Here is a 22,739-nt window from a genome sequence, read left to right as displayed (position 1 = left end):
TCTCGAAAGCGGAACTAACTCCGGGCGGACCGTTCGGCCCGGTCGGTCGGTTCGTCCTTCGCCAGCAGGAGGTCGGCGAACGCCTCCGTAATCGGGAGCCCGGCCCGGCGCTCGGCGAATAGCCACTGCCCGGCCGGATTGACTTCGAGGAAGACGAACTCCCCGTCCGACGTGTACCGGAGGTCGATTGCGGCGTAGGAGAGTCCGAGGCGGTCGGTGAACGCCAGCACCGTCTCGCGGGCCGACTCGGGAAGGTCGAACCGCTCGAAGCGCGCTTCGTCCATCGCCATCCGGAAGTCCACCGGATAGGAGGTGTCCCCGGCGTCGATTGCCGCGGTGAACGTCTCGTCGCCGACGACGGTCACGCGCAGGTCCGCATCGGCCGGGACGTACTCCTGAAAGATGACCGGCGCGAACTGGACGCTCCCGAGCAGTTCGAGTTCGTCGGGTTCGAGGATTCGGGTCTCGCGCCACGCCTCTTCGGTCGCCGAGAACGCCTTGTACACCGTCTGTTCCGGCCCGCGCTCGTTCACGAACGCCCGCGCTCGCTCGGGGTCGTTCGTGATGCAGGTCTCGGGAATATCGAATCCCACCTCGTCGGCGACTCGAAGCTGATACGGCTTGCGACCCGCACGCTCGTCGCTGAGCGGGTGGTTGACCCACTCGGCGTCCAACAGCGACCAGAGACCGTCGAACGCCGACTGGCACTCGTTGTACGCGAACTGGTAGTCCTCCCGGCGCTCGACCGACTCCGGGAGCGCGAACTGCTGTGGCCGCCGCCACCAGACGACGTTGCACTCCGACAGCGGCAGGTCCTCGCTCGCGTCGGCGTGCCGAAGCCGAGCGTCCGGACGCCCGTCGTCGTAGTCTATCGTCAACCGGAGGTCCCGCGGGAACTCCGAGAGGTCGAGGAGTCGGGCGTCGCCACCCTCGCGGTCCACCTGTCGAGCCACGACCCGCGCGTGCCGGTCGTGTTCGGTGGAGACGACGAGTATCATCGGTCGTCGCGGTACTCGCGGAGCAACTGCCGGAACTCCTCGTTCATCTCCGCGAGTTCGCTCGCCCGACGGCGAATCTCGCGGTCGAGTCGCTCGATGGACTCGTCGTCCGACTCCCGGCCGGACTCGCCGCGGGACTCGCCGCCTCGCCGTCGTGCCCCGGAGTAGTGATGGGGCGTCTCCAGCGCGAACGGTCGGCTTCCGCCGCTCTCGCGGCGTCGTCTGCGCGAGCGGCCCTGTCTGGCACCCTCTCGGCGACGACGGGACTCGCGTCCGGAACCGCTCTCCTGCCGCCCGGACTCCGAGCGAGACCGCTCCAGTTCGACTCCCGGAAACGGCCGCCACGGGTCGCGCGGGTCACGCGGGAAGTCGTCGGACCCCGGGCGCTTCTCGTCTTCGAACTGCTTGTCGAGCATCGGTCGCTTGTAGTAGTCGATGTGGGGCGGGGTGTCCTCGTCCTCCAGCGGTAGCTTCCCGTTCCACTCGTCGATGATGGGGTGTTTGTCGGTAATCGGGTGCTTGTCGATGACGGGATGTTTGTCCCACTCGTCGATGATGGGATGCTTGTCGATGATTGGACCCGAGACGCGCTCGACGGCTCTGGCGGCGTTGACCCGGCCGTGGCCGTATTTCTCGTGTCGTCCGTCGCTACCGTAGCTGACGCCGCCCACCTTCTCGCAAGTGTCCCGGAGGGTCTGGCGAACTTGGTCGGCCGAGAGCGTGGCGTCGGCACCCAACACGAGCGACCCGACGCTGGCGGCGCAGGGCGCGGCGAAACTCGTCCCGGTACTCGTGCCGTATCCGCCACCGGAGGTCGTGCTGTAGACGTTCACGCCGGGTGCGAGGAAGTCGAGTTCCGGGCCGTACGCCGACCCGTCTTCGGTGTCGTTGCGGTCCGAGCGACCCACCGCGATGGTGTCAGGGTGGGAACACACTTCGTCGGAGGCCACCGGGAAGTTCCCGTTGCTGACCGCCCAGAAGATGGGCGTCCCCTGCCCGCTTCGACCGTCGTTCTGCGCGAACTCGATGGCGGTTTCGAGGACCGACTGGAGTTGCCAGTTGGCCCCGTTCGGGCCGAGGCTACACGAAATTACGTCCGCGCCGTCGGCGCTGGTCAGACCGGCCGCGACCCCCTTCGACTCCGTGGTCGGGTCGGCCGCGAACGCGACGGCCCGCGCCAAGGTGGTTTGGCTCCCGACTTGGTCGGGAAGCGCCGCGACCGGCATGAACTCGGCGACGTGGGCACCGCCACAGCCACCTTGCCCGTTGTCGGCCCGTGCGAGCGCCATCCCCGCGCAGAAGGTGCCGTGACTGCTGTCGGGGTAGTTCGACGTGCCGACGACGAGTTCGGCCCCGGACGAGGTGTTCTCGAAGTAGGCCGCGCCGCCGCCCACCGCCGGATTCAAATCGGGGTGGTTCAAGTCGAAGCCGTTGTCGATGACCGAGACTCGGACGCCGCTCCCGCGCTCGTGGTCCCACGCCGGTTCCGCTTCAACGTCAGCGCCAGCAGTCCCGCCGCCGGACCCGTCGTTGTGCCACTGCCACTGCTGGGAGTAGTTGGGGTCCGAGGGCTGGTATCGCTGGGGGACGTGTTCGATGAGTTCCGGTTCGGCGAACACGAAGTCGTCGTTCTCCTGCAAGTCCACGGACACGTCGAACTGGTTGCGGTCTGCGGGGGCGCGGACCTCGTAGAGGTTCGGCCCGAACCCGAGGCGACGAACTATCGTCAGACCCTCCTCTTCCAATGCGGCCTCGGCCTCGTCCTGACTCAGGTCCGACTGCAACTGGACCGTCAGTCGGTCGGTGCCGACGACCACTCGGTCGTCCGAGCGTCGATACACTTTCCCGACCGACGTGGCTCCCTCGGGTACTTCGTCTTCCTCGACCGACCGAGACATCGACTCGGAAGGCCGGACGAAGAGCCATCCGGCGCTGGCGAACGCGTCCCGCTCGTCGTCGGAAATCGGCACGTCCGGGTCTTCGGCCCGAGACGCGTCGGTCGCCAGTTCGCCGAAGTCCGCGGCGGCCGACTCGGGTTCCTCCGGGGGCGACTCCAACTGGACGCCTAGAACGTCTTCGAGTTCTTCGGCCGTGCGCTTCTCACCTCTGACGTAGTACTCCCGTTCCATAGTTACAACCGCGACGGTCTCGTGAATAGGGATTCCTACCGTTCACACTAATTATGCGTTCGATTCCAGACGATAGGTCCGAGTTACTATGTTTTTAACGAAGAAACGGATTAATTCGAGTCACCTATCGGTAGTCCGGCCGCGGTCACACCCGCGGCGAGGGAATCCGGACCGCCGATGGAGCGCCGCCGTCGCCGTAATTTCCGTTACCGCCGGGCGCGTCTCGGGTAAGGGAGAATATCGTCGCCGCGACTGCGAACGGCGAGCGACCGCGACGAGTCGCGGTCGCTCGCCACCACGCCCAGAGTCGTACCGAGGCGCTTTTGCCGCCGCCACGCGAACCCCCACCTGTGCTATCGGTCGAGTTACACGCCCACTCGTCGCTCTCGTACGACGGCCGCGACTCGGTTGACCTGCTCTTGGAGCAGGCGGCGGCGGTCGGTCTCGACGCGCTGGCAATCACCGACCACGACGAAATCGACGCGAGTCTCGCGGCCGCAGAGCAGGCAAGCGAGTACGGACTGGTCGGCGTCCCCGGCATGGAGATTAGTTCCGCGGCGGGTCACGTCCTCGGACTCGGCATCACCGAGCGTGTCCCCGCCGGACTCTCGTTCGGCGAGACCCTCGACCGGATTCACGAACTGGGCGGCGTGGCGGTCGTTCCCCACCCCTACCAGAAGTCCCGAAGCGGCGTGATGGCGAACATCGGCGAGGACGAACTCGCGGAGGCCGACGCCATCGAGGTGTACAACTCCAGACTGCTGACCGGCCGGGGCAACCGGAAGGCCAAGCGGTTCGCCGAGCGCCGGGGGCTTCCGCAGACCGCGGGGAGCGACGCCCACATCAGCGAGATGGTCGGACAGGCAGTCACCCGAATCGGGGCCGACGAACCGAGTACGGAGGCGATTCTCGACGCCATCGTCGCCGGGCGGACGAGTGTAGAAGGCAAGCGCACACCGTGGCACGTCAGTTTCCGACAGGCCGCGGGCGGTGCCAAGCGCCGAGTGAAAAACCGCCTCGGCGAGTTGCTCGAATGACGGCCGAAGATTCGATGCGGGGCACGTCGCCCGAGACCGTCGCGCGCGCGGTCCGGGAACGAGAGTCGCTCTCCGGAACCGCTGGCTTCGCCGGGCGACTGCCGGACGGCCGACTCGTCCGGGACGTGCTGGGCCGCCAGCCGATTTTCGTGGAGGCGAGCGTCCGGAAAGGAAGCGACCGAGGCGCGAGCGACTGGTCCTTCTCGCCCGCCGACCTCGCCGACCCCGAACCCCTCCCGGCGGGCCACGTGCTAGACCTCGGGTCGGGCGACCCCGGCGGAAGGTCCCCCGAGCGCGTCTTCTCGCTCCCCGACCCGACGCCCGCGGGCGGCGACCGTGAAGCGGTCGCCGCCCTCCAGCGTTCGCTCGAAGAATCGCTGAGCGCGGTCGATTCGGCGGGGCTGGCAGTCGCGTTCTCGGGCGGGGTGGACTCCGCGGTGGTCGCCAGCGCCTTCGACGCGCCGCTCTACGTCGTCGGCTTTCCCGGGAGCCACGACGTGGCGGCGGCCCGGCTCGCGGCCGAACTGATGGACCGGGAGGCGGACCTCCGAGTCGTGGAACTCGACGTATCGGACGTAGAGCGCGCGGTGCCGGAGGTGGCCCGCGCGACCGGACGGACGAACGCGATGGACGTGCAAATCGCGCTTCCGCTATACCTTGCCGGAGAGCAAGCGTCGGCCGACGGCTTCGACCGTCTCGCGGTCGGACAGGGCGCGGACGAACTGTTCGGTGGCTACGCCAAGGTCGCGCGCGCGCCCGAGGACCCCCGCGTCGAGGCCGAGACGGTCCGCGGTGCGGCACGCGAAGTCGTGGCGACTTTTCCCGACCAACTGGAGCGAGACCTGCTAGCGTTGCGCGAGGCGGGCGTCGAACCAGTCGCGCCGCTTTTGGACGACCGGGTGGTCCGGACTGCGCTCGGACTGCCGGGCGACCTGCTGGTCGATTCCCGCGGCGAGCGCAAGAAGGCGCTCAGACTCGCGGCCCGCGAGTTCGTCCCCGACCGGGTGGCGTTCCGCGAGAAGAAGGCGGTCCAGTACGGGAGTCTGGTCGCCCGCGAGTTGGACCGACTCGCCCGCCAAGAGGGGTTCAAGCGCCGGATGGACGACCACGTCTCGAAGTACGTCGCCTCGCGGGTCGATTAGAACGTCTCGGCGAGTCGGGCGAGTTCCTCGCCCGCGTCTTCGTCCACCGAGAAGCCGAGTCGCTGGCGCTCGTTGTCGATGACGAGGGTGACTGTCGCGCGGTCGGTCTCGTTGCCCATCGCGCTCCCCGCGACGAGTAACACGACCGAGAGGACGACCAGTCCCGCGCCGTTGCCGAAGTCGCGGGACGCGACCAGCAGGCCGACGAGCAGACAGAGACCCCCGCACGCGACGAACGCGACCGACAGGTCGAGTTCGCCGCCCGCGGCGTCCACCTTCACGGCCCGGACGTGATTGTAGCCGATAGAGGTGATGGCGTCCTCGGTCTCGAAGAGGACGCGCCGGTCGGTCGCGGCGAACGCGGTCGGCGTCTCGGGGTCGATACCCCACTGGTTCGCCCAGTGGACCCCCGAGGCGGTCCACGAGAGGCGGACCTCCTCGTCGGGTTCGAGTTCGGCTTCGAACCTCGTCGCGGAGTCGTCCGGCGCGTTCTCGACGCCGACCTCGCCGACGCTCATGTAAGCGAGTCATTCAGAACCGAGGTTAATTAACCTTCTCAAGCAGTAAAATAGTTAGCTTATTTGAAAATCTGGGTCTGGCCTACGCTGACCGGGACTCGACTCTCTCGATGGCCTCCAAGCCGATTTCGACCACTTCGGTCGACAACTCGTCGTCCGTCCGGAGGTCTTCGGGGGTGAACCACTCCCACTCGTCGGCGTCGGCCTCGTCGTGGCCCTCGGGAGCGATGTCGCGGTCCGACGCTTCGGCGAAGTACACGTGGTCTACGTGCTGGTGGCCGACCTCGCCGTCGGGGTACACGTCGATGTCGAACAGCATGACGTGTTCGGCGGGCGCGAGTTCCCGGCCCGCATCGACGGGGACGCTCGTCTCGGGTTCCAGCAGGTCCACGTCGAGACCTGTCTCCTCGCGGACTTCGCGGCGGGCGGCCTCCCGCGGGAGTTCGTCGCGGTCCAAGTGGCCGCCGGGCGAGAGCCACATGTCGAGTCGGTCGTGGTGGTGCAGTGCGACTGCGCCGTCGTTGACGACGTAGACGGTCGCGGTGAAGTGTCGAGTCGTCTCCATGCCCGGACGGACGAAGACGCGGGGTTTGCGCGTTACGGTCCCGTGCGGAGGTCGGCCGTCCCGTGCGGAGGTCGGCCGGTCGCTCCCGGTTGTTTGGTCGGCGAGCTATCGCCCCGGTGTCGGAAGACTGCCCCATCCCCGAGTTATAAAGCCCTACTTCGTCTTCGGTGAGGTATGGACCGCGTAGCGATTATCGGGGCGTCGATGACCCAGTTCGGCGAGCGCGACGCGTGGCTCCGGGACCTGCTCGCGCAGGCCGGGCGCGAGTGCCTCGCCGACGCCGAAGTCGCCCCCGACGACGTAGACCACCTGTACGTCTCGAACATGGCCAGCGGGGAGTTCGAGGGCCAGACCGGTGCGCCCAACGCCCTCGCACACGACCTCGGGGCGATGCCCGCCTACACACAGCGCGTAGACCAGACCTCCGCCTCCGGCGGCGCGGGCATCTACGCCGCGTGGCAGTCGGTCGCCTCGGGCGCGAGCGACATGACGCTCCTCGTGGGTGGCGAGAAGATGACCCACAAGACGACGGCCGAAGCGACCGACGTAATCGCCTCGCTCACGCATCCCGTGGAGTACAAGCACGGCGTGACGCTCCCGAGTTTCGCCGGACTGACGGCGCGTCGCTACCTCCACGAGTACGACGCGCCCCGCGAGAGTCTGGCGAAGGTCGCGGTGAAGAACCACAGAAACGGATTGGACAACCCCCACGCCCAGTTCCGCAAGGAGGTCGATTTGGAGACCGTGATGGAGTCGCCAATCGTGGCCGACCCCCTGCGCCTCTACGACTTCTGCCCGATTACCGACGGGAGCGCTGGCCTGCTGTTCTGCCCCGAGTCGGTGGCCAAGGAATACGTCCCCGAAGACGAGTACACCGTCGTCTCGGGCGTCGGCGGCGCGACCGACACCCACGTCGTCCACGAACGCGACGACCCGACCGTGATGGGCGGCGCAGTCGAGAGTTCCGAGACGGCCTACGAGATGGCCGGACTCGGGCCGGAGGACGTGGACGTGGCGGAACTCCACGACATGTTCACCATCCTCGAATTCCTCCAGAGCGAGGCCGTCGGCTTCTTCGAACAGGGCGAAGGCTGGAAGGCCGTCGAGGAGGGGGTCACCGACCGCGACGGCGAGTTGCCGGTCAACACCTCGGGCGGTCTCAAATCGAAGGGCCACCCGCTCGGCGCGAGCGGCGTCGCACAGGTCTACGAACTCCACCGCCAACTGCTCGGCGAGGCGGGCGACCGGCAGGTCGATTGCGAGGTCGGTCTGGCCTGCAACGTCGGCGGATTCGGCAACTGCGTGACCACCACGATTCTGGAGGAACCCCAATGACGCTGAACGCCTACCGATGCCCGAACGGGCACGCGACCTATCCGGGCCACGAACTCTGTCCCGAGTGCGGCGAGGAACAGACCGAGGCAATCGACCTGAGCGACCGGACCGCGGAGGTGGTGACGTGGACGACGAACACCGCGACCCCGCCGGGCGTCCGGCAACCCAACTCGCTGGCCATCGTGGAGTTCGAAGTCGAGGGCGAGTCGGTCCGAGCGATTGGCCAACTGGCAGAGGACGCGGAGGTCGAAATCGGCGACGAGGTGCGCCCGGTGTACGCCGAGGAACTGCGCGACCCCGACGCCGGAATCCGTGAGAAGGCGAGTCAGGAGTGGGACGGGTATCGGTTCGAGTCGGTCTGAGCGAACCGCGACGAACCGCCTCCCGACGCTGATTCTACCGGAGTGAGAATCGGCGAACGAGCATTTATCTCCCGCTGTCGAATCCGTACGTATGAGCGACACGTCTCTCCCACGCTGGCAGGTAGCCTCAACCGTAGCGATGCTCGGTCTCTCGGTCCTCGCAACGCTCGTCGGTCTCCTCCGTCCGGGTCACTACCGGGACGCGGCGGTGACGCTCCCGCAGGTGTACGGCCAAGACGTGGTGACGCTCGGGGTCGGCGTCCCACTGCTGGCGGTGGGTCTCTGGTACGCGGCGCGCGGGTCGCTCCGGGGGTACGTGGTCTGGCTCGGAGGGTTGGCGTACATGCTCTACACGTGGGCCTCCTACGCGCTGATGCTCTACTTCAACGAATTGTTCCTCGTCTACGTGGCGCTGTTCGGCCTGTCGCTGTTCACGTTCGTCGGCGGCGTCCTGCGCGCGGACCCCGGCGCGGTGCGCGACCGGTTGGACGGTCGGCTTCCGGTCCGGGCGACGAGCGGCTATCTCGCGGCAATCGCGCTGTTCTTCGCGGCGGGGTGGCTGGCAGAAATCGTGCCCGCCACGCTCCGGGGGACCGCCCCCGAGGGCGTCCGACTCGCGGACGTTCCGGCGAACGTGATTCACGTTCTCGACCTCTCGGTCCTGCTCCCGGCCGCACTCCTGACGGCGGCGTGGCTCTGGCGACGGCGCGACTGGGGGTACGTCCTCGCGGGCGTCCTGCTGGTCAAGTTCACGACGCTCGGACTCGCCGTCCTCGCCATGGCCGGGTGGATGCGCCGGACGGGACAGGGCGGCGAACTCGGCGAAATCGCGCTCTTCGGCGTCGTCTCGGCGGTCAGTCTCGCGCTCGGCGCGACCTACCTCCGGGCGATGCGTCCGCCGTCGCAGACGGCGGACGCGGGCGACGGGGAGGGTGCTTCACCGGAGTAGCGCGGCGGGTCGGACCGACGCCGACGGGGACGCTTATCCCCTCCGGCGAAGTACGTGAGGAAAATGACGCCACCTTCGGAGGGCGACACCCGGACCTTCCAGCGCACCTTCACGCCCGAGGACGTTCGGCAGTTCGGCGAAGTCTCCGGCGACGAGCAACCCCGCCACCTCGAACCCGACGACGAGGGCCGCCTGCTGGTCCACGGCCTGCTCACGGCCACGATGCCGACCAAAATCGGCGGCGACTTGGAGGTCCTCGGTCGCTCGATGGCGTTCGACTTCCGCAAGCCCGTCTACACCGGCGAGACGCTGACCTGCGAGATGACCATCGAGGAAGTCACGGAGCGGGCGGACCGCTACGACCTCTCGGCGGCCGTCACCTGCGAGAACGAGGACGGCGAGACGGTGATGACCGGCACCGTCGAGGGACTGGTGTGGAAGCAGGTCTGACGAATATTTTCCTTCATCAAAGAACGGATTTCCTATTCTTGAGAAAGGTAAGTAGTTCTAAGAGCCGTTCAGACGTTTATCGTCGCGCTTTCGTCGTCGTCGCGCCGAGCGCGACGACGACGCCCGACAGCGTGTGCGGCGGCCAACACCTTATCAACCGATAGATTAACATTGAATCCGTGGCCGATTCAGGGTATGTTTCCGCCGGGCCACTACGGGATGGCGCTCGCGCTCTACGCGGTGGTCGGGTACGCCCTGCTCTCGCGGGGGTACGTCCGTGACGCGCTCTCGGGCGGCGGAATCGTCCTCTCGTACACCCTCTTCCCGGACGTGGACGGCCAGTTCGAGTTTCTGGTCCACCGCGGCGTGACTCACACCCTCTGGTTCGCGCTCGCGGTCGGAGTCTTCTGCGTGCTGGTCGTGGCGTCGGCACTCCCGAATCGACCCCGCCGCGAGGCGGTTCGCGGCGCGCTCTGGTCGTTCTTCCTCGGCAGTTTCGCGGTGGTCGCCCACCTCCTCGCGGACGTACTGAACCCGTGGGGCGTGATGCCGATTTACCCCGTCTCGCCCGCGCTCTACTCGCTGGACCTCGTTCGCGCGACCAACGACGCCGCCAACTACGCCATGTTCGCGGGCGGCGTCGCCGTGGCGACGGCGGCGTGGTTCGCTGGCCGACGCGCCGACCGTCGGTCGTCGCTCGCCCGCCGACTCTACCGCCGACTCCGCGGCCGTGAGTCGGTGGCCGAGTAGCTATTCGGCGTCCGCGTCGTCCTCGCTCGATTCAGCGCCGCCGTCAGCGTCACCGTCGCCATCGTCCGACTCAGCGTCCGCTCGGGCGTCCTCGTCCGCTTCGTCTTCCGCATCCGCTTTGCCCACCTCCGGACCGCGCTCGTCGCGCCCTTCGAGTTCGTCCTTGATGGACCGAAGTTCGGCCTCCACGTCGACCTCCGCGCGCTCTTCGGCCGATTCGTCGTCAGCACTCTCGCCGTCCGCGTCGCTCTCGTCGGTCAGTTCGATTGTCGTCCCGCCGTCGAGTCCGGCGTCGGGGGAGTCGGACGAAGACCGCTCGCGGTCGATGTCCCGCTTGCGCTCGCGGGTCTCGTCCGCCTCACGGCGCTCGCTCTCCACCCGGTCGCGTATCTCGCGGTTGATGCGCCGGGCGTCGTCGAGGATGCTCCGGGCCTCGTCCTCGCGGGGCAGGTCGCCCTCCCGAATCGTCGTCTCCACGTCTTCGAGCGCCGACTCCAGTCGGTCGAGGGTGAGTCTGCTCGCGTCGGCGGCCCGCGACTGGAGTCGGTCGCGCTCCTCGCTCACGACGCTCCGCTCGGGGTCGAGCAGTCGGATGACCTGCTGGAGCGCCTTCAGCGCCCGGACGTTGGCCTCCAGCATGGCGATAGCGGTCGGGATGGCGTACTCGCCGGTAAACGACAGCACCTCGCGCGGGGTCGGCGGACGCGGCAGACCCAGCGGTCCCTCGGGCGGTCGGCCGAGTTCGTCGCGGAGTTCGCGCACTCGGGTTTCGAGTTCCTCGACTCGCTCGTCCAGTTTTTCGGGATTGCGCCGGCCGTCTTCGCCGTCTCGGTCGTCGCGGTCGTCTCTCATGGCCGAGGGTACGTGTCGCGCCGTAAAGAGTTTGGCCGCTTCTCGGGAGGGCGTGGAGTTCGTGGAAGTTAGAGTCGGGGGAGGAGAGGTCGGTGTTCGAGGGTCGGACGAAGGGGAACGAGAGATGGAGACAAAAAGTCGCTAGCTTCAGGCTTGAGCCAACGAAGACCGCCCGCACCGCAACCGCACCGCCACCGCGGGCCACGCCCTCCCCAACCGACTCCTTCGCTCCCTCCGGTCGCTCAGTCGTCCACCGTCGGAAACGAGTTCCGACGAGCCTTCGGTCGCTACGCTCCCGAAGACCTCGCGCGGATGGGCGCGGCCACGGAGGGTCGCGCGCGCGTCGAGACCTCTATAAATAGAGCTCCCTCGAACCCCAGACCCCGCGCCTCAGAACGTCTCGCGGAGGAACACCTCTCGCTCGGGGAACATCGCGACGAGGGCGTCTCGCGTCCCCGAATCCCGGACTTCGATGTCGGCGAACGTCTCGGCGTCCGCGACCGAGTGATAGCCGACGTAGACCTGCGAGAGCGCGCCGACCCCGGCGGTCGCGTCCGGGCGGTCCTCGTCCGCGGGTTCGCAGGTCGCCCGACCGTCCGCGACGGCGACCCGGAAGGTCCCGTCGTTCCACGCCGCGAGGGGGTCGGCGACCGAAATCGAAAACTCGGCGTCGAGGTCGGTCGGGTACTCCAACGCCTCGAACGCGGCCGGAACGTCCACGAGTCGGACCATCGGCCCGGCGCTAATCTCGCAGTCGATGGCCTCTGGGTCGGCGGCGGCGTCGAGTAGGGTCGTCTCCGGCGGTCCGTAGATGCTCACCTGCTCGACCTGCGAGTCGTGGTTTGCGAGCAGTCGCAGGCAGTTCAGGCGCGCCTCGCGGTCCGCCGCGGCGAGTTCCTCGACGTGGAGGCGCTTGCCCTCGTTCGCGTCGAGGACGCGGTAGACGACGTAGCCCCGGATGTCGCCGTCGCGCTCCCACCCGTAGACGTAGGCGTCCCCGCGCCAGTCGCTGAAGACGCGCTTTCGCCACCACTCTTCGGTTCGCTGGACGGTGAGTTCGTACCCCTCGTCCGCGGCCGTGAGAACCGGGGCGAGGCGGTCGTACTCGTCTCGGTCCACCGGTCGGAACTCGCCGCCAGCGAGCGGGGAGTCTCTGGCGAACGACAGCGCCTCGGGCGCGCACTCGTACCGGCCGCACTTGTTCGCTATCCCCCACCCTTGTCGCTCGTAGAAGGGATGCTCGAACGCCCACAGCGCCGTCAGGAAGTCGCCGCGCTCGCGGTACTCCGCCAGCGACTCCGCGAGCAACCGGGCGACGTTGCCCTGCCGACGGTGTTCGGGCGGGGACGCCACCGCCGACAGGCCGGGCATCTCGAACTCCCGCCCCCGGAGCGAGGTCCGGAACCAGTTGTGACTGCAGACGCAGAGCATCCGGTCGCCGTCGAACAGCGCGCGCGGTTCGTCCGGTTGGTCGTCGGGGTCCCAGTCGTAGTCGTCCTGCGGCCCCTCTTCGAGGCTGAAGGCGTACTCGACGTACTCCTGAAACTGCTCCTTCCGATCGTCCGGGAGCGCGCGATAGTTCATGTCGGAGAGGCGTCCGAGGCGACCAAATAGGTTGCTCCGGTGTGGTACTGTGTGCCAATACTCGCGCTACTGGACCGCGCGCCGGTACTGAATCGGCCACTCTACCTCGTCCTCAACGCCCAGTTTCTCGGCGGCGTGGAGCGCGAAGTAGGGGTCTCGGAGATGTTCCCGGCCGACGATGGCGAGGTCCGCCCGGTCGTTGCGAATCAAGGCGTCGGCTTGTTCGGCCTCGGAGATGCCCCCGACAGCGCCGACGAGCGCATCCGTGGACTCGCCCACTCGCTCGGCGTAGCGCACCTGATAGTTCGGTCCCATCTGTGGAATCTGCTGGTCGGGGTGGAGTCCGCCCGCGCTCACGTCCACGAGGTCCGCGCCCGCCTCGGCGAGAAGCGGCGCGAGTCTGGCGGTGTCCTCGACGGTCCACGACTCGCGGTCGGGAAGCCAGTCGGTCGCCGAGACCCGGACGAACACCGGCTTGTCGTCGGGCCAGACTTCGCGGACTTCTTCGACGATTTCGCGGACGAGGCGGGTCCGGCCCTCGAAGTCGCCGCCGTACTCGTCGTCGCGGCGGTTCGTGACGGGCGAGAGGAACTCGTGGAGCAGGTAGCCGTGGGCGGCGTGGACCTCCGCGATTTCGAAGCCAGCGTCGAGGGCGCGCTCTGCGGCGGCCACGAAGTCGTCTCGGAGTCCTTCGATGTCGTCGAGGTCCATCCGCGCGGTCCGTGGCGGTTCGCCTTCCTCGAAGGGGTAGGGGACCGCGCTCGGCGCGAGGGTCTCCCATCCGCCCTCGTCGGGTTGGAGCGGTTCGCTACCGTCCCACGGCCGGGTCTTGCTGGCCTTTCGGCCCGCGTGGGCCAACTGGATTGCCGGAGTCGCGCCGCGTTCGGAGACGAACGCGGCGACCGGCGCGAGGGCGTCTGCGTGGTCGTCGCTCCAGATGCCGAGGTCGTGTGGCGAGATGCGACCCCGCGGTTCCACCGCGGTCGCTTCGGTCATCACGATGCCAGCGCCGCCGGTGGCGCGACTCCCGAGGTGAACCTCGTGCCAGTCGGTGGCGAAACCGTCGCGGTCGCACGAGTACTGACACATCGGCGACACCATCACGCGGTTTCGGACCGTGGTCCCGCGAATCGACAGCGGACTGAACAGGTGGTCACTCATCGGGTCCCCCTCGGCGCTCCGCGCCCGAAAGGTCTCGGCTCACCCACGTTTCTTGCCGAAGAGTCTGGACTGGCGTTTCAACTGTCCGAAACACTTATTGTAGACATAGCCGTTATTGGTGAATCAATGTGTGGGGAGGAACGAAGGGGGAGTCCGGAAGCGACAGCCCGATTTCGACATCGGCTTGCGAGTCTCAAACGAAGCGGGTGCAACATCTTACTCGTCGGTACCGACGCCTTGGACGCGGCCTGCGAGCGGCTTTTGGGGGAGTCGAGCGCAGGCCCTCGGTACCGGTTGTTCGTGACGACGGACGCGACACCGGCGGTAGCACACTCGAAGCTCACGTCCGCCCAGTCGGGACCGTACCGCGACGAGGCCGCAGTCGTGGACTGGCAGGCCGACGTTCGGGGCGGGTGTGCGACCGGCGTCCGCGGCGAGACGCCGACCGACGGTTCGGGCCGTTCCGGGGAGGACGGGCCGAGCGTCCGCGATTCGACGGGTCCGTCGTTCCGGTCCGTGACGGTCGATAGCGACGCTCTCGGGGACCTCGGGACGAGCATCGAGGAGACCATCGAACAACTCGGTTCGGGCGTCGGGAGTCTCTCGCCCGCAGAGCTTCGGCTCTGCTTCGAGTCGATTACGCCGATAGTCGCCGACTACGACGACCGGGACGTACGCCGGTTCCTGCTCGGCGTGACCGAGACCGTCGAACGATTCGACGGCATGGCTCACTACCACCTTCCGGCCGAATACGACTCGGAGACGGTCGATTCCATCGAAGCCCTGTTCGACGCAGTGGTCGAAGTCCAGTACGGAAGCGGCGGGATAGAGCAACGCTGGCACCTCGCGGACCCCGACATCACGACGGACTGGCTTGCGCTGTAGGTCGGTCGCGACCGTAGTACCACGAGTATCGTTCGAGAATCTGCTTCCAGACGCGCGCGTCCGAACCGGGTGACTCCCGGTTTATATCCCGAATCCGTCGTAAGTCGCGCTCTCCCAGTCGTTCGAAGTGGGGCTTCCCGAGGAGTTCCTCGATTCCTCTGGAGTCTTCGGTACCCTTGATGCGCTGTTTCCGGCGCTCGCGGTCCTCGGCGACGAGTTCGCCGGGACTGAGACTGTGATAGTACGACTCCACGGTCGGGTACCATCCGCCGCTTATCGCTCGGTCGGTGCAAGCCAGCAGAATCGTACGAACGCGGCCGGGACCGGGTTTCCCCTCCGAGCGTTCGGCCCGTTCGACGGCGCTCTCGACTAGCGCGTCGTGGGCCGAGAACACCGCGTGGAGTTCGTCAACTCGGTCGCTGAGTCGCTCTGCCGTCTGAACACGGAAGAGTTGCTCGGCGTTCTCGTCGTGTTTCAGGTACTTGCCCTTCGAGTCATCCTCGTACGCACGGGCCGCGACGTAACTCTCGTTGAGTCCGACGAGCGTCTTCAGATACCTCCGCTTGGCTTCGTCGGTAGCGAACGGCAGTCGGACGACTTTCTGTCCCGCCACAGATAACGCTTCCAGAAATCGTTCCCCGTTGTATCTGAGGTGGTCGTGTCGCCCGTCGTTCACTTCGACGAGGTACTTCGACCCCGTAAAGAATGCTTTCGACACCATCGACGCTACTTTGTTGGGAGCGACCCCCCGATATTAAATTTCTCGTACATTATCAGAAACGAGAATCGAATACGGTCGTCAAGCTCTCGGACGGACGCGCCGAGCGTTTCCGGACCGTCACCCCCACAACGTCAGCGAGTCGTGGCCGAGAAAGCCGTCGATGGCGTGGGCGCGCGATTCGAGGTCGACCAGTTGGTTCCGCAGGAGGGTGCCGGTGGCGTGGTCGCCGAGACTCTCGGCGAGTTCGATGTGGCTACTGACGCTCTCGATGAGGTCGCCGTAGGCTTCGAGGTCGTTTTCGAGCGAAGTCCGCACGTCGTACACGTCCTCGCCCTCGAACGGGACGGGACTGTGGCGCTCGAACGCCGCCGGACCGCTCACGGGGACGCCGCCGATTGCGCCGATTCGACGCGCTAGCGCGTCGGCGTGGCGTTGGGCGTCGGCGGCCGCCTCGCCGAGGAACCGCCGGAGTTCGCCCGACTGCGCCCCCGCGACGTTCCAGTGGTGCTTCCGAAGTTGGTGATAGAGGACGTAGGTCGCCGAGAGGTCGGCGTTCAGCGCCTCGACCACCTGCTCGGCTTTCTCGGCGTCGAAGCGCACGGCGTTGCCCTCGACGGTGCCCGCCTGCTGGAGTACCTGCCGCTGTTGGCTCACGTTGTGTTCCCCCTGACCGGGTACCACCGGCGGCCGCTTAAGGTTGTTCGCAGGTCGGGGCGGGGCGACGATTCGCGTGAGAGAGTCGCGTTTTATTTTAATCTTTTCCGGCGCGCGCGGGCGCGGCGCTCGTGCGCCGCGCCCACCGCGCGAGGTCTTCCGGAGCGAAGCGACGGAAGGCTCGTCGGAACTCGCTTCCGACGGTGGATGAGCATCGGAGCGACCGGAGGGAGCGAGACGCGCAATCGGTTGGGGAGGGCGTGGCCCGCGGTGGCGGTGCGGTCGCGGTGTTGTGCGGTTTGATTGGCTCAAGCCTGAAGCTAGCGTCTCACCACCTCACCGTCGTCTCACCTCTTCACCGTCGCCCTCTCCCGCTCGAAAAGCGACGACCTCACACAACCATACATACTCCTAGCAAATACAGAAGATTCTCAAACAAATAAATTTCATTTCCTGTCCTCGAACACCGGGACGAACTCCCGGCACTCAGCCAGTACCGCGGGGTCCAAGTCGGCCACCAAATCGCGCTCGGCGCGGTTCAACCCGGCCTGCACGCTCCCGTCCGGTCGGACGACACGCGAGCGCCCGGCGTACTCCGTAGGGTCGCCGACCGTCTTCTCGCCCGTGCGACCGGCACCGACGACCCAGCGAACCCCGTCGAGGGCGCGGGCGCGCAGGAGGAGTTTCCAGTTCTGGCTGTGGGCCGCGGGCCACGCGCCGACGACGAAGAGGGCATCCACCTCCGGCCGGGCGAACGCCGCGCTCTCGCCGACGAAGTTGAGGTCGTAGCACGTCAGGAGACCCGTCGTGCCCGCGGGCGTCTCGACGGTGACGCGTTCACGGCCGGGGAGGAGGACTTCGCGCTCGCCCGCCCAAAGGTGGCGCTTGCGGTAGACCGTGGTCCCGCCGTCAGGGTGAAGGTACGCGACGGCGTTGTAGTAGGCCGGTTCCGGCGGTGCGGCGCGGGAGGTCGGTTCGGAGGGCGCGGCACTGGGGGACGGTTCGGCCGTCGAAACGACGCTGGCGTCCGGGATAGCGTCGTCGTCGCCCACTACCTCGACGAATCCGACGAGGAGGGCGCAGTCGGTTGTGACCGCGAGGTCGCTCAGACGGGCGAGTTCGTCCGCGTCGCGCGACCGGGCGGCGGCGTAGGCGCGTTCGTCCGCGACGAACCCCGTCAGGGCGTACTCGGGGAACAGCGCCACGTCCACGTCCGGGGGAAGGTCGCTCACGCGCTCGCAAATCGACTCTACGTTCGCCGCTACGTCGAGGTCGGCCACCGACATCTGGCAGGCCGCGACGGTCGGCGCGTCGGCGGGAGGTCCGGCGTCGGTCACGTCCGTCAGGTCGAAGCCCCGAGCGAAAAGCGATTCGGTACCGAAATCGGCATTAATCCAATCGTGAGTAAATATTTTACCCACGGAGCGCAAAGAGGGGTGTATGTCCCAACAACCACTCCAGCGTCGGGAGCGCCTGTACATCGATGGCGAATGGCTCGACGCCGACGACGTACTCGAAGTCACCGACCTCGCGGACGGCGGGTCGTTCGCACAGGTAGCCGCCGCGAGTCCCGAACAGGCCGACGACGCGCTCGCCGCCGCGCAACGCGCCCAGTCCGCGATGCGCGAGACCACCATCCCTCAGCGCGCCGAGTGGATGGACGAGATTGCCGACGGCCTGCTCGAACGCAAGGAGGAACTCGCGGAGGTCATCGTCCGCGAGGCGGGCAAGCCCATCTCGTCGGCCCGCGGCGAAGTCGAGTCCGCCGCCGAGCGGTTCCGGCGCGCCAAAGAGGAGATTCGCTCGCTGAAAGGCGAGTTCCGCGAGGGGACCACCGCCGGACACGAAGGCTGGGACGCCATCGTCAAGCACGAACCGATGGGGACCGTGCTGGCTATCACGCCGTACAACTACCCGGTCTCGACCACCGCGCTGTCGGTCGCGCCCGCGATGGCCTCGGGCAACTGCGTCATCCTCAAGCCCGCGAGCGACACGCCGGTCAGCGCCGCGATTCTGGCCGACGTAGTGTCGGAACTCGACCTTCCCGACGGCGCGTTCAACTTCGTTTCGGGCCGCGGGAGCGTCATCGGCGACGTGCTCTCGGGGGACGACCGCATCAACGTCGTGTCGATGACCGGCTCCAGCGGAGCGGGCAAGCACGTCGCCAAGGAGAGCGGCATGGTCAACCTCCACATGGAACTCGGCGGGAACGCGCCCGCCGTCGTCTTCCCCGACGCCGACCTGTCGGACGTGGCGGGCCAGTGCGCCAAGGGGTCGTTCAAGTACGCGGGCCAGCGATGCTCGGCGGTCAGCAGGGTGCTGGCCCACGAGGAAGCTCACGACGAAATCGTGGACCTGCTGGAGGCCGAAGTCGATAGCTGGCAACCCGGCGACCTCTTCGAGGAGGACACCACGATGGGACCGCTCATCAACGAGGGGCAGGCCGAGTGGGTCGAGGAACTGGTCGAAGACGCCGTGGAGAAGGGCGCTGACCTCGTGCGCGGCGGCGAACGCGACGGCGCTCACTTCGAACCCACCCTGCTGGCGAACGTTCCCCACGACGCCCGCATCGTCCACGAAGAGCAGTTCGGACCGGTCGCCGTCGTGACGACCTTCGAGGACGAGGAGGAGGCCGTCGAGATTGCGAACCACGGGGACCTCGCGCTCGACGCCGCGGTGTTCACCAGCGACTACGACCGCGCGATGCAGATGGCCGACGAACTCGACGCTGGCGCGGTCCGCATCAACGGTGCCCCGAGTCACGGTCTGGGCGACGTTCCCTTCGGCGGAAACAAGGCCTCCGGCATCGGTCGGCAGGGTCTCCACACCACCATCGAGGAGATGGTCCGCAAGAAGAGCATCATCCTCTGAACGTCACCACTCGGCGTTTCGACTCTCGACAAACCCCTGAGAACGCGACCTTTTCCAACCACCCGGATGCGCCGCGCCTGCGCTCGCGCACGCGGTTCTGCGCGAGCGCAGGCGAACGCGGGGAGGTTCGGGGCGCGGTGCTGGTGCGGTGGCGGTGTTGTGCGGTGGCGGTGCGGTCTGATTGGCTCAAGCGATAGCTAGCTACGTTCTCTCGTCTACGTTCTCTCGTCTACGTTCTCTCGTCTACGTTCTCTCGTCTACGTTCTCTCGTCTACGTTCTCTCGTCTCTCAGAACTTCCAGCACCAGTCGCTCGAACTCCACAGCGGTAGCTACCTCCTCCGATTCGTCACTCGTCGTCGGATTTCAACCCGAGCGTCCGTCTGATTCGCTCCGCCAGCGACTCCCGGAGTTCTCGGAAGGTCGCGGGGCCGTCGGCCTCCGACCGGGGTTCGGTCGCGGAGCGTGCTTCCGCCTCCGAGCGAGTTTCGGCCGCGGAGAAGGCGGCGTCGTTCACGTCGTCCGCACCGGTCGCGTCGCTCGAATCGGGAACCACCTCGGCCACCGCGTCCGGATACGGAAATCGGTGTGCGCTCCACGACGAGGGGAACGCGTGTCGGCCGGTCAGGTCGAGTTGTCGGTCCGCGACTATCTCGGCGTCGAGTCGGGAGTAGACCGCGCCGTCCTCGTGGAACAGGCCGTTGACGCGTCCCTTCTGCCGCGGTTCGCGGAGGTACGCCGGGCGGAGCATCAGACTCCAGAAGAAGTCGCCGTCGATGGTTCCCTCCTCGCGGAGTCGCCGCATCGTCGGCGCGAGACTGGCGAGGTTCGGCGCGAATCGCGAAGGCGGTTCTTCGAGGGTGCGTTGCCACTCGGTACACCAGAGGGGTTTGCGGGCGGGTCCGTCGCGTTCCGCCACCTCCTCGGCGATTTCGTCGGCGAGCGCGCGCTGTTCGGTCGCGTACCGGCGAGCGTCGTCCGGCGTCCGCGGGAGGTTCATGTGAAACTGGTAGGCGTCGAGTCCGGCGAGACCGTCGAGGCGGGTGCTGTCGTCGTAGAACCGAGCGAAGCGCACGTCCTTGGTGCCCATCGTGAGCGTGGCGTCCGGGGCTTCGGACCGGACCGCTCGGAGCGCGTCGATTACGAAGTCCCGGCGTGGTCGGACCTTGCCGGGTTCGTTCATGATTTCGGTAGCGAGCAAGCGGTCGTCCTCGGCGTACTCCCGTGCCCACCGCCGGGCGAAGTGGGCGGGCGACCGGTCGTACCCCTTCCAGTTTCGGGGTTGGAGGACTTCGGGACGCGACGGCGAGTGGACGCCGAAGGCGTTCTCGGGGTCGGTCGCGTGGAGGTTGGCCTCGGTGGGCGGAGACTTCGGCGGGGCCTCGAACAGGACAACGAGCGGGCGGATGTCGCGGGCGTGACAGGCCGACAGGAAATGCTCGACGTGCGCGAAGAACGTCGGGCCGTCCTCGCGCCAGTACTCGTAGGACGCGAAGACGCGGACGCTGTTCAGGCCGAGTTCGGCGGCGTATCCGAGGTCCCGCTCTACGACGGAGTTCTCGTAGTCGGCCCACGTCTGATAGGCGTTCCAGTCCTTCTGCGGGATGTACACCGCGCCGCGGGCGTTTCGGAGGGGGTCGCCGTCGCGGGAAGGGTTTCCGTCGTCGCCGTCGCGGGAAGGGTTTCCGTCGTCGCGGGCGTCTCGGGCGTTGCGGCCGTCTCGGTTGTCAAGACCGTCTCGGTCATCGAGAGGGACTCCACGGGATACATCGTCGTCGTCCACGGACGGGTGGAGCAAACGCCGAGGTAAAAATATTCGGGTACATTTTGAAGAATCTTCTCGACACGGCCAGTCATGGTACGGCGAACCACCATTTCCGCTGTTTCGTCTGTTTGGGTTAGTTTATAAACACACCCACCCCATCGTTCCGCTGAATCGTTCGCGGACGGTGGGGTGGGCGGTTTCTCTCGTGAGCTATCGACGTTCTTTCCACATCTAGATAGACGAAAAAGACTACTCTGACTAGTTTGCGGCTACTGTTTCGAGGACTAGAACAAGAAAGTTTCCTTTTCTAGAGGCCTCCGGAGGGCTACCCCCTCCTCCCCATTTCTCACGATATTCAGCGGAACGATGGGGTGGGGGTGTTTCTTAAATAATCGGTTCAGATGAATCAGAGGAATCAGCGGAACGGGTGGTTTCGACACCTTCATGAACCCGACCCAACTCGTTCACAGATAACATGGGTTCTTTCGACTTCGTTCGAGAATACTCCCCGTACACCAACCGCGAGGCGTTACTGGACGACTACACGCCCGATACGTTGGTCGGGCGCGACGACGAGTTGGACGAGTACCACGGCGCGCTTCAACCTGCAATCTACGGCGAGCAACCGGACAACATCTTCCTCTACGGGAAAGCGGGAGTCGGTAAGACCGCGGCCACGCGCTTCCTGCTGAACAAACTCGAAGACAACGCCGAGGAGTACGACGACTTGGACGTGCGCACCGAAATCATCAACTGCGACGGTCTCAACTCGTCGTACCGAGTCGCCAGCAACCTCGTCAACACGATGCGCGCGCCCTCGAACCACATCAGCGAGACGGGGTACTCGCGCTCGCAGGTCTACGACCTGATGTGGGAGGAACTCGACGACTACGGCGGCATCATCCTCATCGTGCTGGACGAAATCGACCACCTCAAGGACGACTCCATCCTCTATCAACTCTCCCGCGCCCGCGAGAACGAGAACCTGACCGAGGCCCGCATCGGTCTCATCGGCATCAGCAACGACCTCACCTTCCGTGACTCCCTCTCGCCGAAAGTCCGCTCGTCGCTCTGTGAGCGCGCCATCTCCTTCTCGACCTACGACGCCAACGAACTCCGCGCGGTCCTCGAACAGCGCAAGGAAGTCGCATTCAAAGACGACGTGCTGACCGACGACGTGGTGCCGCTCTGCGCCGCGTTCGGTGCCCAAGAGTCCGGGGACGCCCGAAAAGCCCTCGACCTCCTCCTGAAGGCCGGGGACCTCGCCCGCGAGGAGAACGACGAGGAAGTCGCCGAACAGCACGTCCGCCGAGGGCGGGAACTGCTCGAACGCGAACAGGTCGCCCGCGGTATCGCGGACCTCAACGACCACGAGCGACTGGTCGTCTACGCCCTCGCCACGCTGGAGGCCGAGGGCGACACGCCCGCCCGCTCGCGGGAAATCTACACCCGCTACAAGTCGCTGGCCGACGCCGCCGGGAAGAACTCGCTCACGGCACGATGGCTCCGCGAGCATCTGGACGACCTCGCCATGCTCGGCATCCTCAACGTCACCGAAATCAACGAGGGGTCGGCGGGCGGCAAGTACCGGGAGTACGACCTCCAGCAGGACCTCGCGGTCGTACTCGACGCCCTTGAAGAGACGTTCGCGTCGATGGGCGTCCACGCGAGCGTGAAGGGCTACCTGTAGAACCACCTTTTTTCTTCGTCGGGTGGTCTCGGGCGCGCGGCGCATCGCGCCGAGCGCCCTTCGGCCACCACTCCTCGAAAAATCTGCGCCGTCAGAGCGAACTCTGACGAGCCTTCGTTCGCTTCGCTCCCGAAGAGACCAAAAAAGCCCGCTCGCTCGGTCGCTCCGGCGTCGGCGCTCCGCGCCGACGCCTCGCGCTCCCTCGCTCGCGGTCGGACGCGCTAGCCCGGACCGCAACCGCCACCGCAACCGTCACAGCACCGCAACCGTCACAGCACCGCAACCGTCACAGCACCGCAACCGTCACAGCACCGCAACCGTCA

At 66.8% G+C, this 22,739-nt stretch carries 21 protein-coding genes; 10 read left to right on the top strand and 11 right to left on the bottom strand.

The window, feature by feature from the left end; translation table 11 throughout:
• Positions 1-14 precede the first annotated feature (14 nt).
• Together P2T60_RS05950 and P2T60_RS05945 are read right to left on the bottom strand one after the other, a co-directional pair.
• Positions 15-998: an MvdC/MvdD family ATP grasp protein gene (locus P2T60_RS05950; RefSeq protein ID WP_276281639.1), complete on the bottom strand. Its 984-nt coding sequence runs from the start codon at positions 996-998 to the stop codon at positions 15-17.
• Positions 995-3,127: a S8 family serine peptidase gene (locus P2T60_RS05945; protein ID WP_276281638.1), complete on the bottom strand. Its 2,133-nt coding sequence runs from the start codon at positions 3,125-3,127 to the stop codon at positions 995-997. The genes P2T60_RS05950 and P2T60_RS05945 overlap by 4 nt, the downstream gene beginning before the upstream one ends.
• A 350-nt stretch (positions 3,128-3,477) precedes the next feature.
• Between P2T60_RS05945 and P2T60_RS05940 the strand changes: the two genes are divergently transcribed.
• The gene (locus P2T60_RS05940; RefSeq protein WP_276281637.1) at positions 3,478-4,164 is read left to right on the top strand and encodes a PHP domain-containing protein; all 687 of its coding nucleotides are present in this window, start codon (positions 3,478-3,480) and stop codon (positions 4,162-4,164) included.
• A gap of 14 nt (positions 4,165-4,178) precedes the next feature.
• A complete protein-coding gene (locus tag P2T60_RS05935; RefSeq protein ID WP_276282177.1) occupies positions 4,179-5,306 on the top strand; it encodes an asparagine synthase C-terminal domain-containing protein in 1,128 nt (375 codons plus the stop codon).
• On the opposite strand, the gene P2T60_RS05930 is transcribed toward P2T60_RS05935, so the two are convergent.
• Together P2T60_RS05930 and P2T60_RS05925 are read right to left on the bottom strand one after the other, a co-directional pair.
• The gene (locus tag P2T60_RS05930) at positions 5,303-5,824 is read right to left on the bottom strand and encodes a hypothetical protein (protein ID WP_276281636.1); all 522 of its coding nucleotides are present in this window, start codon (positions 5,822-5,824) and stop codon (positions 5,303-5,305) included. The two genes, P2T60_RS05935 and P2T60_RS05930, sit on opposite strands and share 4 nt — an antisense overlap.
• A gap of 82 nt (positions 5,825-5,906) precedes the next feature.
• Positions 5,907-6,389 (bottom strand): NUDIX hydrolase, encoded by a 483-nt coding sequence (locus tag P2T60_RS05925; protein WP_276281635.1) that lies wholly within the window; start codon positions 6,387-6,389, stop codon positions 5,907-5,909.
• A gap of 174 nt (positions 6,390-6,563) precedes the next feature.
• On the opposite strand from P2T60_RS05925, the gene P2T60_RS05920 reads away from it, so the two are divergent.
• The 5 genes from P2T60_RS05920 (at position 6,564) to P2T60_RS05900 (ending at position 10,235) form a co-directional block, all read left to right on the top strand.
• Positions 6,564-7,724: a thiolase family protein gene (locus tag P2T60_RS05920; protein ID WP_276281634.1), complete on the top strand. Its 1,161-nt coding sequence runs from the start codon at positions 6,564-6,566 to the stop codon at positions 7,722-7,724.
• Positions 7,721-8,086, top strand: coding sequence for a Zn-ribbon domain-containing OB-fold protein (locus P2T60_RS05915; protein WP_276281633.1), 366 nt, complete (start codon positions 7,721-7,723; stop codon positions 8,084-8,086). Before P2T60_RS05920 ends, P2T60_RS05915 begins: the two co-directional genes overlap by 4 nt.
• Before the next feature lie 91 nt (positions 8,087-8,177).
• Complete coding sequence (locus tag P2T60_RS05910; protein ID WP_276281632.1) at positions 8,178-9,035, top strand: hypothetical protein; 858 nt, start codon at positions 8,178-8,180, stop codon at positions 9,033-9,035.
• Between the two features lie 63 nt (positions 9,036-9,098).
• Positions 9,099-9,485, top strand: coding sequence for a MaoC/PaaZ C-terminal domain-containing protein (locus P2T60_RS05905; RefSeq protein ID WP_276281631.1), 387 nt, complete (start codon positions 9,099-9,101; stop codon positions 9,483-9,485).
• 195 nt (positions 9,486-9,680) lie between these two features.
• Positions 9,681-10,235, top strand: coding sequence for a metal-dependent hydrolase (locus P2T60_RS05900; RefSeq protein ID WP_276281630.1), 555 nt, complete (start codon positions 9,681-9,683; stop codon positions 10,233-10,235).
• Here P2T60_RS05900 and P2T60_RS05895 read toward each other — a convergent pair whose 3' ends face one another.
• The 3 genes from P2T60_RS05895 to P2T60_RS05885 all read right to left on the bottom strand — a co-directional run bounded on the left by P2T60_RS05895 (position 10,236) and on the right by P2T60_RS05885 (position 13,832).
• On the bottom strand, positions 10,236-11,087 hold the full coding sequence (locus tag P2T60_RS05895; RefSeq protein WP_276281629.1) for a DUF7547 family protein: 852 nt from the start codon (positions 11,085-11,087) through the stop codon (positions 10,236-10,238).
• A gap of 390 nt (positions 11,088-11,477) precedes the next feature.
• A complete protein-coding gene (locus P2T60_RS05890; protein ID WP_276281628.1) occupies positions 11,478-12,671 on the bottom strand; it encodes a GNAT family N-acetyltransferase in 1,194 nt (397 codons plus the stop codon).
• Positions 12,672-12,737: 66 nt separating this feature from the next.
• On the bottom strand, positions 12,738-13,832 hold the full coding sequence (locus P2T60_RS05885; RefSeq protein ID WP_276281627.1) for an NADH:flavin oxidoreductase/NADH oxidase: 1,095 nt from the start codon (positions 13,830-13,832) through the stop codon (positions 12,738-12,740).
• A gap of 126 nt (positions 13,833-13,958) precedes the next feature.
• On the opposite strand from P2T60_RS05885, the gene P2T60_RS05880 reads away from it, so the two are divergent.
• Positions 13,959-14,717, top strand: coding sequence for a DUF7504 family protein (locus tag P2T60_RS05880; RefSeq protein WP_276281626.1), 759 nt, complete (start codon positions 13,959-13,961; stop codon positions 14,715-14,717).
• On the opposite strand, the gene P2T60_RS05875 is transcribed toward P2T60_RS05880, so the two are convergent.
• The 3 genes from P2T60_RS05875 to P2T60_RS05865 all read right to left on the bottom strand — a co-directional run bounded on the left by P2T60_RS05875 (position 14,692) and on the right by P2T60_RS05865 (position 17,429).
• Positions 14,692-15,438, bottom strand: a complete 747-nt coding sequence (locus P2T60_RS05875; RefSeq protein WP_276281625.1) for a hypothetical protein — start codon at positions 15,436-15,438, stop codon at positions 14,692-14,694. The two genes, P2T60_RS05880 and P2T60_RS05875, sit on opposite strands and share 26 nt — an antisense overlap.
• Before the next feature lie 117 nt (positions 15,439-15,555).
• Positions 15,556-16,092 carry a DNA starvation/stationary phase protection protein DpsA gene (gene dpsA / locus P2T60_RS05870; protein ID WP_276281624.1) on the bottom strand — a complete coding sequence of 179 codons (537 nt, stop codon included), beginning with the start codon at positions 16,090-16,092 and terminating at the stop codon, positions 15,556-15,558.
• A gap of 446 nt (positions 16,093-16,538) precedes the next feature.
• Positions 16,539-17,429, bottom strand: coding sequence for a carbon-nitrogen hydrolase family protein (locus P2T60_RS05865; protein ID WP_276281623.1), 891 nt, complete (start codon positions 17,427-17,429; stop codon positions 16,539-16,541).
• A gap of 103 nt (positions 17,430-17,532) precedes the next feature.
• On the opposite strand from P2T60_RS05865, the gene P2T60_RS05860 reads away from it, so the two are divergent.
• A complete protein-coding gene (locus tag P2T60_RS05860) occupies positions 17,533-18,963 on the top strand; it encodes an aldehyde dehydrogenase family protein (protein ID WP_276281622.1) in 1,431 nt (476 codons plus the stop codon).
• Positions 18,964-19,310: 347 nt separating this feature from the next.
• On the opposite strand, the gene P2T60_RS05855 is transcribed toward P2T60_RS05860, so the two are convergent.
• On the bottom strand, positions 19,311-20,744 hold the full coding sequence (locus P2T60_RS05855) for a glycoside hydrolase 5 family protein (protein ID WP_276281621.1): 1,434 nt from the start codon (positions 20,742-20,744) through the stop codon (positions 19,311-19,313).
• A 457-nt stretch (positions 20,745-21,201) separates the two neighbouring features.
• On the opposite strand from P2T60_RS05855, the gene P2T60_RS05850 reads away from it, so the two are divergent.
• Positions 21,202-22,416 (top strand): Cdc6/Cdc18 family protein, encoded by a 1,215-nt coding sequence (locus P2T60_RS05850; RefSeq protein ID WP_276281620.1) that lies wholly within the window; start codon positions 21,202-21,204, stop codon positions 22,414-22,416.
• Positions 22,417-22,739 lie beyond the last annotated feature (323 nt).

This window comes from Halorussus caseinilyticus (assembly GCF_029338395.1).
Taxonomy (GTDB): Archaea; Halobacteriota; Halobacteria; order Halobacteriales; family Haladaptataceae; genus Halorussus; species Halorussus caseinilyticus.
This window is presented reverse-complemented; position numbering and strand designations above follow the sequence as displayed.